Below are 14,314 nucleotides of genomic sequence, written 5' to 3'. Positions count from 1 at the left end.
ACGTGGTGGTGGGGCCGTCACTGGGCACGGTTCTGATCTTCACCGACAACCTTTACGCCGCGGCGCTCTACGGGCCGGCCAGGCTGGCCCGGTGGCTGCTGGGGGTCTGCGCTGTGCTGGCGGTCGTCGTGGGGGCGGTGACGGGGTTCGTGGTAGGTGACTGGCTGGTGCCGGCCGTCATGGGCATCCAAGCCGGGCTCGTGCTGGTCACTCCGGTCACCACGGCGATGGTGGTGCGGGAGCAGCGGGACCGGGCGGCGGCCGAGCGGGAGCGGGCCGAGCAGGTGGCGCATCTCGCCGAGCTCGATCGGCAGGCGGCGGTGGCGGCCGAGCGCACCCGGATGGCCCGCGAGCTGCACGACATGATCGCCAACCACTTCAGCGCCATCGCCATCCAGTCCACGGCCGCGCTCTCGCGTAAGGACCTCGACCGGGCGACGGTGCGCAAGGTCATGGAGTCCGTACGCGAGAACAGCCTGAAAGGCATGGCCGAGATGCGATCCATGATCGGGCTGCTGCGACATGAGGGCGACGGCGAGGAAGAGGTGACCCGGCCGCGGCTGGCCGATGCGGAGACCCTGGTCGGCAGGGCCAGGCGGGCGGGCATGGAGGTGGAGTTCCGGGTCGAGGGCGAGTCGCGTGAGGTGCCCGCGGCGGTCGATCTGGCGGGCTACCGCATCCTGCAGGAGGCGCTGACCAACGCGCTCAAGCACGGCGACTCCCCGGTGCAGGTCGTCGTGTCCTACGGTCCTGAGCAGGTGTCGTTGACGGTCGGCAACCCCGTCCAGAGGAGTGACGCGCGGTTGCCGGGCGCAGGGGCGGGGCTGATCGGGATGCGGGAGCGGGCGTCCCTGGTCGAGGGCTCCTTCGAGGCAGGTCCTCATGGGGACGGATGGCGGGTGGCCGCGGTGCTGCCCGTGGTTCTCGGTGACAGGTCGTGAGAAGCGGTGACGTGGTGGAGGTGCATGGGTGAGCATCAAGGTGCTGGTGGCCGACGATCATGCGGCGGTAAGGGCCGGGATCGTGCTGATCCTCGATGGTGCGGACGACATCGAGGTGGTCGGCGAGGCGGCCGACGGCGAGCAGGCCGTGGCGATGGCCAGGGAGTCGCGGCCGGATGTGGTGTTGATGGACGTACGCATGCCCCGGCTCGACGGCATCTCCGCCGCCAAGGAACTGTCGGGGGTGTGTGATGTGCTGATCCTGACGACGTTCGACGTGGACGAATATGTTTTCGGGGCCCTGCGGGCCGGGGCCGCCGGCTTCCTGTTGAAGAACGCTGACGCCGATGCGCTGGTCGACGCGGTGCGAGTGGTGGCGCGGGGCGACGGGCTCATCTCGCCCGGGGTCACGCGCAGGTTGATCACCGCGTTCGCGGAGCAGGCGCCGCGCAGGGAGCCGCGTCCCGGGCCGGAGAGCCTGACGCCGCGGGAGCGGGAGGTGCTGGCCTGCATCGGGAGGGGCATGTCCAACGCCGAGATCGCCGCGGAGCTCGACATGGCGCAGGCCACCACGAAGACGCACGTCAGCCGCGTGCTGAACAAACTGGGCCTGAAGAGTCGCGTGCAGGCGGCGATCTACTACTCCGAAGGGGGGTGAAGGGCGGCGTGGCTGCTCGGTGGCGCTTGTTGGCCAATGTCAACCGTTTGCTCCTAGTCTGATCCCGACTAGGGGGTGAGCGTCAGTGAGCACGCCGGGTGACGAGGGGCCGCAGCAGAAGTGGGGGCCACCGCAGGGGCCGTCCCCGCAAGGGCCGCCGTCCCACCAGCACCCACCGTACGGACCGCCACCGCCGCCGCCTCCCTCGCAGGGCGCCTCCACCGGCGTGCTGGTCGCGTTCGCGTTCGTCGGTCTGATCGTCTACAGCGTCATCAACACGGTCCTCGGGTTCGCCGTCTTCCTCGCCGCCGTCGACGCCGAGCGGAACTCCACCCCCATAGTGATCGCCGGCGCGGTCGTCCTGGCGCTCGTCGGCCTGGGGGCGGGCATCGGGCTGTGCCTGGTGCGCGAAAAGGTCTGGGCGAGGGGCACCGGGCTCGGGCTGATGATCGGGTGGGCGCTCTGGTCCATCATGACGGCCGGCATCTGCACCGGGCTCAACCCCAGCGTGTACGGCTGAAGCATGCCCCTCCATGAGATCTTCGTCGGTCTGGGCGTCCTGGTGGCCTCCGTGATCTTCGTACGGGAGGCGAGAAGGCGTGGCGCGCTCAACGAGCAGTCGCTGATCGCGGTCGCCGGGGCGCTGGTGGGCGGGGCTGTCGGGATGCGCCTGGCGGGCTGGCTGGAGACGCTCGACCTGCAGGACCTCTGGCTGTCCGGCTCCCGCAGCATCCTCGGCGGTCTGACCGGCGCGTACGTGGGCGTCCTGGTGGCCAAGAAGCTCATCGGCTACAGGGAGCGCACCGGAGACCTGTTCGCCCCGGCGGTGGCGCTGGGCATGGCGGTGGGGCGGATCGGCTGTCACCTGACCGAGGCGCCGGGCCGGCCGACGGAGCTGCCGTGGGGCGTGCACGCCCCGCCGACCACCCCTGAATGCCCCGGCTGCCTCACGGGCGAGGCGATGCATCCGTCGTTCGTCTACGAGATCGTCTTCCAGCTGGTCGCGTTCGCCGCGCTGTTGTGGGCCCGCAGGCGGCTGACGCGGCCGGGGGAGTTGTTCACCCTGTACGTCGCCGCGTACGCCGTCTTCCGGTTCCTGGTCGAGTTCACCAGGGCGAACGAGACGGTGTGGCTGGATCTGACCAGACCTCAGTGGTTCCTGGTCCCGGGCGTGCTGCTGCTGTCGGTCAGGCTCGGGTACGGCTGGCGGCGCGGCTACTACGATGCCCTTTTCGAGCGGAAGGTCCTGTCATGAGCGCAGGAATGGGGCTGCGGGGCGACCGCATTCTCCGGTACGTCAATGCGTTCTGCCCGCGTTGTCATGGCCGTGACCTCGATCGGGTGGAGCGGCTGAGCGGCTACCTGGCCGAGCGAGACGGCAAGGTCTGGCTGGAACGCGGATGCCGCGAACACGGATTTATCCGGACTCTGTATGACGAGGACCCGGAGATCCTGGCGTACCTCGAAGAATGGACCGCCCCCACCAAGCAGCACATGCCCGACGTGGCGGGGAACTTCCTCCCGATCCCCGAGGCGTACCTCCACGGCCTCCCCGAGACGCAGACCCAGCACACCTGCATCCTGCTCGAGGACATCGCGGAGGCCTGCAACCTGCGCTGCCCCACCTGCTTCGCCGACAGCTCGCCCGACCTGTCCGGCGTCGTCCCCGTACGCGACATCCTCGCCAACGTCGACCAGCGCCTCCAGCGCGAGAACGGCAGGCTCGACGTCCTCATGCTGAGCGGCGGCGAGCCGACCCTCCACCCCGAACTCGCCACGCTCCTCGCCGAGCTCCAGGACCGCCCGGTCACCCGCATCCTGATCAACACGAACGGCGTGCTCATCGCCAGGGACGACGCCCTGCTCGACCTGCTGACCGAGCACAGGGAGCGCGTCGAGGTCTACCTCCAGTACGACGGTTCCGCCGAGGCCTCCAAACACCACAGGGGCGGCGACCTGACCCGCATCAAGGCGCAGGCCGTACAGCGCCTGTCCGAACGCGAGATCTTCACCACCCTCGTCATGACCGCCGCCCTCGGCGTCAACGACGGCGAGATCGGCGACGTCGTACGCCTCGCCCTCGACACCCCCTACGTCGGGGGCGTGTCGCTCCAGCCCCAGTTCGGCTCCGGCAGGTCGGGCACCATCGACCCGGAGGACCGCCTCACCCACACCGGCGTGCTCAGCCGACTGGGCCCGCAGACCGGCGGCCTGGTCACCTGGCGCGACCTGACGGCGCTGCCCTGCTCCCACCCGCACTGCTGCTCGGTCGGCTACCTCATCCGCGACGACGCCCAGGAGTGGCGTTCGCTGACGGCGTTGATCGGGCACGACCGGCTCAAGGAGAACCTGGGCCTGGTCTCCAACCGCATCGCCGACACCGAGATCCCGCGCGAGCTGCGGCTGGCCGTACAGGAGTCCCTGCTCGGACTGCTGTCGGAGCAGTCGTCGCTCTCGCACCCGCAAATCGGCGACCTGTGGCGAAACATCTGCGAGAACTGCGATCTCGGCGTCTCCACCCTCCTCACTCTGGCGTCGTCGGCCCTGCCCGGCCGGCGCAGGAAGTTGCGCAGGATGATGGGGGAGCGGATCGTACGCATCACGGTCAAACCGTTCATGGACATCACGACCATGATCGAGGAACGGCTCACGCAGTGCTGCGTGCACGTGGGTACGCGAGCCGAGCAGGACCAGTGCGCGCCGTTCTGCGCCGTGCAGGCCTGGCCGCAGTTGTCGCGGCAGCGGTTGTCCGCGGTGGCCGCGCGGCCCCGGGCTCCGTTCGAGGTGGTGCAATGAAGAAGGAGCCGTACGATCCGCTGCGGTTGTGCGTGTACGCGACCGTGGCGCTGCTGGCCTGGCTGCTCGGGCCGTGGGCGGTGCTCGGGTTCGCCGTGCTGGGGTTCGCCGGCTATTGGAGGGCGCGGCGAGCCGGGCTGACCCGGAGCAAGTGCCTGCTCAGGGACACTCGGCTCGTGCTGGCCTACCTCGCCCTCATCGGCCTGGCGGCGCTCGCGGCGATCATCCTCTGACCCGCCGCGGGACTATTCGGCGGGTACGTACAGGATGAGAACCTCGGCGACGCAGGCCGCGCGTCGCTCGCCCTCGATCTCGATGGTCATCTTGAGAGTGGACAGGTAGCCGGCGGGCGTGCCCTTGACGTCGGAGAGCTCGCCGGCGGCCCTGATGCGCGCGCCGACGGGGACCGGCCGGGGGAAGCGGACCTTGTTGAGGCCGAAGTTGACGGCCATGGCGATGCCGTCGACCTTGACCAGCTCGAACATGAGCGACGGCAGCAGCGACAGGGTCAGGTAGCCGTGGGCGATCGTGCCGCCGAACGGGCCCTCCTTGGCGCGATCGACGTCCACGTGGATCCACTGGTGGTCATGGGTGGCGTCGGCGAAGAGGTTGACCTGGTCCTGGGTCACCGTCTGCCACTCGGTGGGGCCGAACTTCTCGCCGACGGCCGCCTTGAGCTCCTGAACATTCGCGAAGGTCCGCATGGTCACGAACGCTATTGCGCGGGTGGCGCGGCTGCCAAGTTCACCACCTGCGCCGTGGCGGGGGCGTGCCCGGCGTACATGACCGTCGCCGCGGCGGCCGCGAGCGGTTGCGAAGATCTTTACTCGAAAACCATCGCATAGATGTTCGAGTCCGCGCTACAGTCTTAGATACCGCAATCGAACAAGGGTTCGGCCTGGTGGGAGGGGGTGTGTCCGATGACGGTGCTCGCGCCGCCCCCTGTCCGGACACGCCGTAGCACTTTCTTCCCAAATCTAAGACGGCCGCTATATCCGGCAATAGAGTCCGAGAGCGTGGATCCTGTGCGCAACCCCTATGCTCCCGGCGCCGGGCAGCGTCCGCCGGAGCTCGCCGGGCGCGATCGAGAGCTGCAGCAGTTCGAGGTCGTGCTGGAGCGAGTGGCCCGTGGGCGGCCCGAGCGCAGCATGGTCGTCACCGGCCTGCGGGGGGTCGGCAAGACCGTCCTGCTCAACACGTTCAAGTCCATGGCCATGCAGCGGTTGTGGGGCACGGGCAAGATCGAGGCCCGGCCCGACCAGTCGATCAGGCGGCCGGTCGCGGCCGCTCTGCACATGGCGATCCGCGAGCTGGCCCCGCGCCACCGCGCGCCCGAGCGCATCGAGGAGTTCCTCGGGGTGCTGAAGGCGTTCGCCATGCGCGATCCGTCCGCGGCCAAGGGCACCTCCCACTGGTCGCCCGGCATCGAGGTGCCCGCCAGCCGCGGGCGCGCCGACTCCGGCGACCTGGAGATCGACCTCACCGAGCTGTTCGTCGACGCCGCCGGCGTGGCCACCGACCTGGCGGTGGGCATCGCCCTGTTCATCGACGAGATGCAGGACGTGCAGCCCGCCGACGTCTCCGCGCTCTGCGCCGCCTGCCACGAGCTGTCGCAGACGGGCGGGCCGCTGATCGTGGTCGGCGCCGGGCTGCCGCACCTGCCGAGCGTGTTGTCGGCCAGCAAGAGCTATTCCGAGCGGCTCTTCCGCTACGCGCGCATCGACAAGCTCGACCGCGACGCCGCCGACATGGCGCTGATCCTGCCGGCGCGCGAGGAAGAGGTGGAGTTCACCCAGGAGGCGCTCGACGCACTCTACGAAGCCGCCGACGGCTACCCCTATTTCGTCCAGGCCTACGGCAAGGTCGCGTGGGATCTCGCGCCGCGCAGCCCGATCACCATCGACGACGTCAAGGTCTCCGCACCGGAGGCCGAGGAGGAGCTCGCCGTGGGGTTCTTCGGCAGCCGCTACGAGCGGGCCACCCCTGCCGAGCGCGACTACATGCACGCCATGGCGCAGATCGGCGACGAGCCGGTCGCGACCGCCGAGGTGGCCGACGCCCTCGGGCGCAAGCCGTCCAGCCTCTCTCCCGCCCGCGACAGCCTCATCAAGAAAGGGCTCATCTACAGCGCCGAGCGCGGCCTGATCGCGTTCACGGTGCCGCACTTCGGCAAGTTCCTGCGCGCTCAACCGATCTGAGCGACGCCCCTAGACCTCTATTGGGCTGTCTAGTGGGGAAGCTAGACAGCCCAATAGAGCTATATCAGCCTGCCTGTCGAGCGAAATCTAACGCTCTCTAGCGTCAGGCCGATACCGGCGTATATTCCGTCAGAGACTCGCTGCCCTCCGAGCCGACCACGGCCATCCGCACCGCCGGACGCCTGCCGCTCAGATGGACGGCGAAGACGACGTCGTCGTTGTCCTGGTTCTGGAAGGCGAAGAAGCGCCAGCACAGCTCGCGCCAGCTGTCGTACGGCTCCGGCGACCTCAGCCCGTCGCGGTGGGCGCGCCAGGCGCCACTCGACCTGAGCCGGGCGAGCGTCGCCGACTGCGACGGGCCGCGCCGCTGCTCGCACGGGGCACGGAAACGGGCGCGGGCGATCAGCACGTCGATCTCCGGCGACAACACGAGCACCAGGGCGACCCCCGCGGCCGTGAGCCACGACGGGTTCAGCACGGCCACCCAGCCGGGCACCGGCGCCAGCACCGACACCCCGGCGATCCCGGTCAACGCCGCGGTCCGGCCGATCGAACGCCAGCCGACCGGCGCCGAGCTCACCTCGCCGAAGCAGCCGCACCCCGCGTCCGGCCGCCGCCTGCGCAGCTCCAGCAGCACGTACGTCGACATCGCGAAGAAGGCGACGGTGGCCCACCTGAAGATCGTATGGCTGGTCGCCAGGAGACCCGCGGCCAGCACCAGTTCCACGGCCGCGCACACCAGCAGCGCGGGGGCCCGCAGGCGCCCCGGAACCAGGACCGCCGGACCCAGCCTGGCCAGCTCGCCCGGCTCACCTCCCAGGCGGACCGTGACCACCTTGGCCATGGTGCCCAGAACGAGCAGCACGACCAGCAGCGGGAGCTGCGATTCCCACACGTGCGTCACCCCAATCCGATCTGAGCATTGAAGCATCCGTTGACCAGGTCCCCGCCGAGTTCCACATAGGAGAACGGCGACAACTCCACGATCCGCCCGCGCGGCGAGGTGTCGCACTCGACGCACCGGTCGCAGAACCGCCCGGCCACGCATCCGCACGCCACCACCGGAACGTCGGCGGAGCGGGTGGAGCACACGTTCGTGACCCGGAGCTGCGACCCGACCGACAGGTACGGCAGCCCGGCGCACGACACCCCCGCCTGCGCGCAGCCCGTGTCGGTACGTTCCAGCATCGGATAGGCCGCGCCCCGCTCCTCCTGGTCGAACGTGTCGGACCAGGTGGCGGTGCCCGAGATGCCGGCCGGCATGCCCCCGTGCACGTGCGGCGGCGCGGGAACGGCCCGTGCCGGGTAAGGGGGCTGGGAGGTGGCGGGCAGCAGCGCCAGGCTTCCGCCGTCCTGCCTGATGCCGATGGCGTCGAACAGGTAACCGGGTTCGAACTTGGGATGCCGTACCTGCAGGCGTCCTGAAGCCCGGTAGGGAATGGTGATCGTGCGGTGGCCGCGGTGCGGACCGCAGTCGAGCTCGACCGTCAGATCCCTGCGTCCTTGGACGGACAGGATCGTTCCCGTGATGCGCGTGGCGTCGGCCCAGATCCGCTCGACCACGCGCCCGTCGCGCAGGGCGCGCATCAGGACCATGGATCCCACGGGAAGGTCGGTCGGCGCCGCGTCCTTTCCGTGCCAAGCGGTGGCCCACGGCGCGATCACGAGCCGTTCCTCGGCGCCGTCGGGGGTCTCGATGATGATCAGATGCGGACTGACGTCCAGGATCTCGCCGGCGACAGCGCGTAAGGGGTCCGCGTCGTCCGGAGCGGGATCCGGCGCGCGGCCCAGTACGGCGGCGGCGAGCACCCGGCGGCGCTCAACGCTCGGATACCCCATGCGCCCTCCCTCGTCGGGTACTAGATTCACACGACTTGGGGGTGGCTTACACCGTACCGGGGCAGACAAGAGCAAAATACGCAACCCCGGGGAAGTGACTAGACACCCGGCGGCGTACAAACCGCCACCGACCTTGACGGACCTTTGTCGTGGGCGGGCCGAAACCTGAATTCCGGTTCAGGCCCAATAGGGCATCGGGCTGCGATTCTGGCCACGATGCAGACCACCAGCTGGGAAGACGAGTTCCGCGAGTACGTGCTGGCCCGCGGGCCGGCGCTGCTGCGTGCCGCCAACCAGCTCACCGGGCATCCGCTGGACGCCGAGGACCTGCTGCAGAACGCGCTCACCAAGACGTACCTCGCCTGGGACCGCATCGAGGACAGAGGGGCACTCGACGGTTACGTACGGCGGGCCATGGTGAACATCAACATCTCGCAGTGGCGGCGCCGCAAACTGGAGGAGTATCCCGCGGCCGACCTGCCCGAGACGACCACGCACGAGTCGGTCGGCGGCGGCGAGGTGCACGAGCAGCTCGAACAGGCGCTGGAGGAACTGCCCGAGCGGATGCGGGCGGCGATCGTGCTGCGCTACTACGAGGACATGACCGAGCCGGAGATCGCCAGGACGCTGGGCATCAGCGTCGGCACGGTCAAGAGCACGGTGTCGCGGGCGATGGCCAAACTGCGCAGCGCGCTGCTGCCGTCACGATGAGATGCGCTCCTCGATCTCCTGCGCGCCCGCGGTGGCGCAGGGGCGTACGACCGCTCTGATCTTGCGCAGGCTGCCCAGGAACGCCTCCAGCTCGGACCTGCTCAGCAGCCCGGTGAGGGTGTCGTCGATGTCCTGGAGGTGCCGCGGCACCACGACCTCCAGCCGCTCGCGCCCGGCGTCGGTCAGCACCGCGTAGGAGGCCCTGCGGTCGGTGGGGCACGCCTCGCGGCACACCAGCCCTTCGCGTTCGAGCCGGTCGACGACCCGGGTCACGCCGCTGGTGGACAGGCCGGTCTGGGCGGCGAGGTCGCTCATCCGCAGCCGCTGCCGGGGTGAGCGGGCCAGCCGGATAAGGGTCTCGAAGTCGATCTCGGACAACCCCGCGGCGGTCAGGACAGGTTGGAACCGGGCCATCAGTCCCGCGTACACCTCGCTCAGCAGTCCGATGGCCGTCAGCCGGGAGTCGTCGAAGTTCAGCACACTCACACCCTATCCGACGATAGTTGACGGTCGGAATATTCCTCGTGTAGATATTTGTTGTCGCAGATAACGACACCGAACCCCTTCCAAGGAGAACCTTCGATGACCACTCGCACCTGGGAGTCCCTGACCATCCCCGCCGCCGGCACGTACAACCTCGACGCCGCGCACACCACCATCGGGTTCGTGGTCAAGCACATGATGGTCAGCAAGGTCCGCGGCACGTTCGGCTCCTTCAGCGGCTCGGTCACGATCGCCGACAACCCGCTGGAGTCGTCCGCCGCGCTCACCATCAAGACCGAGAGCATCTCCACGAGCGTCGCCGACCGTGATGGCCACCTCCGCGGCGACGACTTCCTGTCCGTCGAGAAGTACCCGGAGATCACCTTCAGGAGCACCCGCGTGGTCGGCCACAAGGACGACGAGTTCACCGTCGTCGGCGACCTGACCATCCGCGACGTCACCAAGGAGGTCGAGCTCAAGGTCGAGTACGGCGGCGTCGGCACGAACCCGTGGGGCCAGGCCGTCTGGGGCTTCTCGATCACCACGGAGATCGACCGCGAGGAGTTCGGCCTGACCTGGAACCAGACCCTGGAGACGGGCGGGGTGCTCGTGGGCAAGAAGGTCAAGATCGAGATCGAGGGCGAAGCGAACCCTGCCTGACGCGGCCCATGCGTTACGGTTATCCACAGCCCTGAAGCCCGTCCACGCTGTGGACGGGCTTCATCCACAGACAGTTACCCACAGGCTGTTGATAACTCTTGGCGAAGCCGGGCGACGAATCGCTTTGCCGCCTCGCCGGAAGGCCGGTACGCTGTGCTGAGCCGCGGTGGCTTCCAGGAGGATTCGCCTAGTCAGGTCTATGGCGCCGCACTGCTAATGCGGTTTGGTGGCAACACCATCCGGGGTTCAAATCCCCGATCCTCCGCAGGTGAAAGGCCCTCTCCCTTCGTTGGGGAGAGGGCCTTCTTGATCTCCAGAACCGTCATAGTTGCAGGCTTAGTTGCAACGGCTACAAGTCTCCCCAGAGGGGGACGGGTGTAGCGCTCGGTGGTCGTCACGCGGGTGTGACCGAGAACCTGCTGTACGACTCTGATGTTCACTCCCTGCTCGATGAGGAGAGTCGCGGCGGTATGCCGCGCGTCGTGGACCCGGACGTCCCGAACGTGGGCCTGCTTGAGTATCGCTTGCCAGAGCTTCCGGTCCTCGGTGCGCTCGATGGGGGTGCCGAGCTTGGTCGCGAACACCAGGTCATGATCCTGCCATCGATCGCCGGCCTTCTCCCCTTCGGCGTTCTGTATCTCGGTGCGCCTTGAGTTGGGCGAGGAGTTCGAGCGGGCACTGAAGGGTCAGTTTGCTCCTGCCCTTGCGTTGCCGGAAGACCACGCCGCCGCTGTGTCGCTTGGGGCACTTGTCCGCGCGGCGAACACAGCCCTTGAGGCAGGGGAGCTTGTAGCAGACCTGGCCCGGCTTGGAACAGACCGGCTCGCACGGCAGTCCATGTCTGTGGATCTTGCACTTCTTCTGGCGGGGGCGGCGATGCCACTTCTCGCCGCACGCGCGCGGCGTTGACGTACGGGGTGACGGTGATGCCGTCGAACTCGACCAGCGTGAACGGCAGCCCCCGGCATCGGGGACGGCGGTCCGGCCGTTGGCGGAGGCGTCGAAGTCCTTGACGGGCTCGACCTCGCCGACGACGTAGCAGCCGTGCGGGCCGACCATGGCGAAGGTGACGGGGGCCTTGCAGAGCCGTACTCGTGCCGGTCGGCCGGAAGCAGCACCTCGACCACGGCCAGCGGACGACCAGAGGCGTCACGGACCGCGCCGAACACCGCCAGCAACGGCACGTTCTTCGGCATGCCGAGCTGCATGGTCTCCTGGGCGGTGGGCATGCGCGCGGTGATCTGCTCCACGATGTGATCGAAGCGCACCCCCTTGCGCATCGTCAGATGCTCCCGAATGCCCTGCGGCAACGGCTCGCCACTGGTCAGGTCGATGCCCTCCGACAACTCCGGCGGCAGCCACAACGAGACCAGCTGACTCGACTCGCCATCCCGCAGCACCACCCGCCGGCGCAGGAACGCTTTGCTCGTGGGCGCCGTCTTCAGCAGCGCCGCCACCCGGCAGGCTCACCGCGCCGGCCTCGACCAGCTCACCAGGGTTGCCGGTCTCCGGGCTGGTCAGGTACGCCTGTCCGGGACGGTTGGACTCCACCGACGCCATCGCGGGACGGCCGCGTACGAACCGGCCCTTGCCCTGCTGCGACTCGATCCAGCCCTGCTCACGCAGCACCCGCAGCGCCGCGACCACCGTGGGCCGGGACACGCCGAACTCCTGGATGAGCTGGTGCTCGCTAATTGGTAGTAACCCGGGTTCAGCCCGCTCGTCCACACGTTCCACCGACGTGCAGGCGAAGGCCCGGCAGGTGGCCGGCGGAGGGCACGGGGGGCGACCCTCCATGGACATGAAACGCGACCACCTGCCTGGTGAAAAGGCACGACGAGATGGGGAAGGACCTGCCCCGCACCTCTCTGCACGGGGCATCACCACCCCGCCGCGCCCGCTTGCTACTTGGCGATGTACTCCGCCAAGACGTCCGCAGCGCCCTCGACGTCCGCGACCGGGTGCCGCTTCTCCGCGTTCTGCCAGGAGTAGTAGGCGCCGCCGTACCCGACGAACACCCACACCGGCATCCCAGGCTCAGCCCGGTGCACCATCAGAGCGCTGTTGTTGTCCCGCAGCACGGCATGCACACCCCGCCTGGCGAGCTGGTCGTGCAGCCGGATGAGGGCGTGCGCCTCGTCCTGCTGCCCGAAGCCGTTCAAAGCCGCCTGCATAATCGAATTCATCTCCCGCTCCCTTCGCCCGGCCTCCGGGGCAGTCGAGACACCGCCGTTCCCCCTCGCAATCTCATTCGTTCTCGCGGTCGCGGATGAGAAGCGCGCGTCGCGAAGCGCGCAGCTTGAATCCGCGTCCCCGGCATGCGGGGCAAGGTATGCTCTCGCTGTTCTCATCTGGCCGGGTCACCGTCGCCATCTCCTCGATTCATCCGGCGTTCCCTGTATCGGGAGGCCGCTTCACGTACCTTGTTGGTTGATGGCAAGTCCACCGGCAAATGAAGGCAGGCAGCACCCCCGAACGATCCCCTTTGATCCCCCTCTTGAGCCCCCAGGTGGGAGGAAGCCCCGCAGATGCCCGAGAACATTCCCAATGTCCAACTTCGTGCGTGGCGTAACGAAAAGCGGCTCACCCGCGCGGAAATGGCCGACCGAATCAACCGCACACCCATCGGTATTTCGGAACGCCTTACCTGTGACGAGGAACGCATCCGGCGCTGGGAAGCAGGAGAAGTGCGCTGGCCACGCACGCCCTACCGGCTGGCACTCACCCAACTGACCGGGCTACAACCGAAGGCATTGGGGTTCTCCCAAAACAAGCGAGCGAGCCGCCTTGTCGAGGCTTCTTTCATGCCGCCGATGGACGCCCTACGCGCCGAAGCCGACCTGTACGGCACCATGGAACTCGCCCAGCAACTCCAGGCATCCGACGTCGGCACCGGCACCCTCGAAGCCCTCGCCGAAGCCGTCAACCTGCTGTGCCGCGCCTACCCCGTAGTCCCGGCCGCCACCCTCCGAGACCGCACCCAGAAACGCCTCGCCCAAGTCAACCGGCTGCTCAGCGGACGACTCACCCTCGACCAGCACCGCGAACTGCTCGTCGTTACCGGCTGGCTCACCGCCCTGCTCGGCTGCGTGCACTACGACCTCGGAGAACGCGAGGAAGCAGAAACCGCCCGCCGAGCAGCCTTCGAAATGGGCCGCCAAGTTGGACACGGCGAACTCATGGGCTGGGCACACGAGATGTCCGCCTGGTTCGCCCTGGTCGAAGGCCGCTACGAAGACGTCGTCACCGCCGCCCGCATGGGCCAAGCCGTCGCCGGCCAATCCAGCGCCATGGTCCAACTCACCCTCCAAGAAGCCCGCGGCCTGGCCCGCATCGGCGACCGCCGCGAAGCCGACCGAGCCCTCACCCGCGGAGCCGACGTCCTCGGCCAACTCACCATCCCGGAACACCCGGACCACCACTTCGTCTTCGACCACGCCAAGTGGGTCTTCTACGCCGCCACCTGCTACACCTGGCTCGCCGACAACGACCGCGCCGAGGAACACGCCCGCGAAACCATCCAGATGCACACCCGCCCAGACGGCACCAGCAACGCCCCCATGCGCGTCGCCGACGCGCACATCGACCTCGGCATCATCCACGCCCGACGCGGCGACCTCGACGCAGCAGTAGAGCAAGGCATGGCCGCCTTCGACATCGACCGCCGATCCCTCACCGACCTCGTCAACCGGGCCGGAGACCTCGACCGCGCCCTACGACAACGTTTCCGCCGAGAAGCTCTCGCCAATGACTTTCATGAACGCTTCGTCACTGCTCGTCGAGCTCTGACTAGTCGTCATCCTGAACTGCTCGATTGATACTGCTCATATACGCGAGCAAGCCTAATGACCGAATCACTGACATGCTGACCATGGCTGAAACGTTGAAGGCTGACATCCTGCGTGCCTCTTGCGGGACCATGGCCGACTTTTACAGTGCAGCGCGAAGATCGCAAACGAAATAGCTTGGTCGGCCTGAAGTCCGAGGAAAGAATTCTCGAATGGATAGAAAAGCAGGGGTATCCGCTT

The 14,314-nt window shown here is 68.2% G+C and carries 16 protein-coding genes, 1 tRNA gene and 2 pseudogenes; 11 read left to right on the top strand and 8 right to left on the bottom strand.

Features of this window, described 5'->3' with window-relative positions:
- The 6 genes from E1295_RS27765 to E1295_RS27740 all read left to right on the top strand — a co-directional run.
- On the top strand, window positions 1–941 hold a 941-nt coding region (locus E1295_RS27765; protein WP_132634222.1), incomplete at its 5' end, for a sensor histidine kinase.
- A 28-nt stretch (window positions 942–969) separates the two neighbouring features.
- Window positions 970–1,599, top strand: coding sequence for a response regulator (locus E1295_RS27760; RefSeq protein ID WP_132634220.1), 630 nt, complete (start codon window positions 970–972; stop codon window positions 1,597–1,599).
- Window positions 1,600–1,684: 85 nt separating this feature from the next.
- On the top strand, window positions 1,685–2,119 hold the full coding sequence (locus E1295_RS27755) for a hypothetical protein (RefSeq protein ID WP_132634218.1): 435 nt from the start codon (window positions 1,685–1,687) through the stop codon (window positions 2,117–2,119).
- A gap of 3 nt (window positions 2,120–2,122) precedes the next feature.
- Complete coding sequence (locus E1295_RS27750; protein ID WP_132634216.1) at window positions 2,123–2,854, top strand: prolipoprotein diacylglyceryl transferase; 732 nt, start codon at window positions 2,123–2,125, stop codon at window positions 2,852–2,854.
- Complete coding sequence (locus E1295_RS27745; RefSeq protein WP_132634214.1) at window positions 2,851–4,395, top strand: radical SAM protein; 1,545 nt, start codon at window positions 2,851–2,853, stop codon at window positions 4,393–4,395. Before E1295_RS27750 ends, E1295_RS27745 begins: the two co-directional genes overlap by 4 nt.
- Window positions 4,392–4,628 carry a hypothetical protein gene (locus tag E1295_RS27740; protein WP_132634212.1) on the top strand — a complete coding sequence of 79 codons (237 nt, stop codon included), beginning with the start codon at window positions 4,392–4,394 and terminating at the stop codon, window positions 4,626–4,628. The genes E1295_RS27745 and E1295_RS27740 overlap by 4 nt, the downstream gene beginning before the upstream one ends.
- Before the next feature lie 12 nt (window positions 4,629–4,640).
- Here the strand turns inward: E1295_RS27740 and E1295_RS27735 are convergent, their stop codons facing one another.
- Window positions 4,641–5,099 (bottom strand): MaoC family dehydratase, encoded by a 459-nt coding sequence (locus E1295_RS27735; RefSeq protein WP_132634210.1) that lies wholly within the window; start codon window positions 5,097–5,099, stop codon window positions 4,641–4,643.
- Window positions 5,100–5,411: 312 nt separating this feature from the next.
- Between E1295_RS27735 and E1295_RS27730 the strand changes: the two genes are divergently transcribed.
- Complete coding sequence (locus E1295_RS27730; RefSeq protein WP_132634208.1) at window positions 5,412–6,593, top strand: ATP-binding protein; 1,182 nt, start codon at window positions 5,412–5,414, stop codon at window positions 6,591–6,593.
- Window positions 6,594–6,696: 103 nt separating this feature from the next.
- On the opposite strand, the gene E1295_RS27725 is transcribed toward E1295_RS27730, so the two are convergent.
- Both E1295_RS27725 and E1295_RS27720 read right to left on the bottom strand, forming a co-directional pair.
- The gene (locus E1295_RS27725; RefSeq protein WP_246080417.1) at window positions 6,697–7,488 is read right to left on the bottom strand and encodes a MauE/DoxX family redox-associated membrane protein; all 792 of its coding nucleotides are present in this window, start codon (window positions 7,486–7,488) and stop codon (window positions 6,697–6,699) included.
- A 5-nt stretch (window positions 7,489–7,493) separates the two neighbouring features.
- On the bottom strand, window positions 7,494–8,432 hold the full coding sequence (locus E1295_RS27720) for a hypothetical protein (protein ID WP_132634204.1): 939 nt from the start codon (window positions 8,430–8,432) through the stop codon (window positions 7,494–7,496).
- A 216-nt stretch (window positions 8,433–8,648) separates the two neighbouring features.
- Between E1295_RS27720 and E1295_RS27715 the strand changes: the two genes are divergently transcribed.
- Window positions 8,649–9,143 (top strand): SigE family RNA polymerase sigma factor, encoded by a 495-nt coding sequence (locus E1295_RS27715; protein WP_132634202.1) that lies wholly within the window; start codon window positions 8,649–8,651, stop codon window positions 9,141–9,143.
- Here E1295_RS27715 and E1295_RS27710 read toward each other — a convergent pair.
- Window positions 9,135–9,629 carry a MarR family winged helix-turn-helix transcriptional regulator gene (locus tag E1295_RS27710; protein ID WP_220448913.1) on the bottom strand — a complete coding sequence of 165 codons (495 nt, stop codon included), beginning with the start codon at window positions 9,627–9,629 and terminating at the stop codon, window positions 9,135–9,137. The genes E1295_RS27715 and E1295_RS27710 overlap by 9 nt on opposite strands.
- 96 nt (window positions 9,630–9,725) lie before the next feature.
- Between E1295_RS27710 and E1295_RS27705 the strand changes: the two genes are divergently transcribed.
- Both E1295_RS27705 and E1295_RS27700 read left to right on the top strand, forming a co-directional pair.
- Window positions 9,726–10,286 carry a YceI family protein gene (locus tag E1295_RS27705; RefSeq protein ID WP_132634200.1) on the top strand — a complete coding sequence of 187 codons (561 nt, stop codon included), beginning with the start codon at window positions 9,726–9,728 and terminating at the stop codon, window positions 10,284–10,286.
- A gap of 176 nt (window positions 10,287–10,462) precedes the next feature.
- Window positions 10,463–10,551 (top strand) — tRNA-Ser (locus E1295_RS27700).
- Window positions 10,552–10,717: 166 nt separating this feature from the next.
- Here E1295_RS27700 and E1295_RS52555 read toward each other — a convergent pair.
- From E1295_RS52555 to E1295_RS27680, 4 genes and pseudogenes are all read right to left on the bottom strand, one after another.
- Window positions 10,718–10,870: pseudogene (locus E1295_RS52555) on the bottom strand (tyrosine-type recombinase/integrase); the annotation flags it as partial.
- Window positions 10,871–10,972: 102 nt separating this feature from the next.
- Window positions 10,973–11,743: a UTRA domain-containing protein gene (locus E1295_RS52550; protein WP_166427441.1), complete on the bottom strand. Its 771-nt coding sequence runs from the start codon at window positions 11,741–11,743 to the stop codon at window positions 10,973–10,975.
- Window positions 11,744–11,873: 130 nt separating this feature from the next.
- Window positions 11,874–12,083: pseudogene (locus E1295_RS52545) on the bottom strand (GntR family transcriptional regulator); the annotation flags it as partial.
- A gap of 107 nt (window positions 12,084–12,190) precedes the next feature.
- Entirely contained in the window at window positions 12,191–12,472 is a 282-nt protein-coding gene (locus tag E1295_RS27680; RefSeq protein ID WP_132634196.1) for a hypothetical protein, read from the bottom strand.
- A gap of 342 nt (window positions 12,473–12,814) precedes the next feature.
- Here E1295_RS27680 and E1295_RS27675 point away from each other — a divergent pair, with 342 nt between their 5' ends.
- Window positions 12,815–14,104, top strand: a complete 1,290-nt coding sequence (locus E1295_RS27675) for an NsdA family TPR-like regulatory protein (protein WP_132634194.1) — start codon at window positions 12,815–12,817, stop codon at window positions 14,102–14,104.
- Window positions 14,105–14,314: the final 210 nt, after the last annotated feature.

The organism is Nonomuraea mesophila (assembly GCF_004352805.1).
Classification (GTDB): domain Bacteria; phylum Actinomycetota; class Actinomycetes; order Streptosporangiales; family Streptosporangiaceae; genus Nonomuraea; species Nonomuraea longispora.
Note: the sequence above shows the minus strand (reverse complement) of the source record. Positions and strands in the feature narration are given on the sequence as shown.

Bases quoted from the DNA above. Each gene is read 5' to 3' on its own strand.
- E1295_RS27735 (WP_132634210.1), bottom strand. From the start codon at position 5,099: ATGCGGACCTTCGCGAATGTTCAGGAGCTCAAGGCGGCCGTCGGCGAG.
- E1295_RS27750 (WP_132634216.1), top strand. From the start codon at position 2,123: ATGCCCCTCCATGAGATCTTCGTCGGTCTGGGCGTCCTGGTGGCCTCC.
- E1295_RS27745 (WP_132634214.1), top strand. From the start codon at position 2,851: ATGAGCGCAGGAATGGGGCTGCGGGGCGACCGCATTCTCCGGTACGTC.
- E1295_RS27680 (WP_132634196.1), bottom strand. From the start codon at position 12,472: ATGAATTCGATTATGCAGGCGGCTTTGAACGGCTTCGGGCAGCAGGAC.
- E1295_RS27740 (WP_132634212.1), top strand. From the start codon at position 4,392: ATGAAGAAGGAGCCGTACGATCCGCTGCGGTTGTGCGTGTACGCGACC.
- E1295_RS27715 (WP_132634202.1), top strand. From the start codon at position 8,649: ATGCAGACCACCAGCTGGGAAGACGAGTTCCGCGAGTACGTGCTGGCC.
- E1295_RS27705 (WP_132634200.1), top strand. From the start codon at position 9,726: ATGACCACTCGCACCTGGGAGTCCCTGACCATCCCCGCCGCCGGCACG.
- E1295_RS27675 (WP_132634194.1), top strand. From the start codon at position 12,815: ATGCCCGAGAACATTCCCAATGTCCAACTTCGTGCGTGGCGTAACGAA.
- E1295_RS27720 (WP_132634204.1), bottom strand. From the start codon at position 8,432: ATGGGGTATCCGAGCGTTGAGCGCCGCCGGGTGCTCGCCGCCGCCGTA.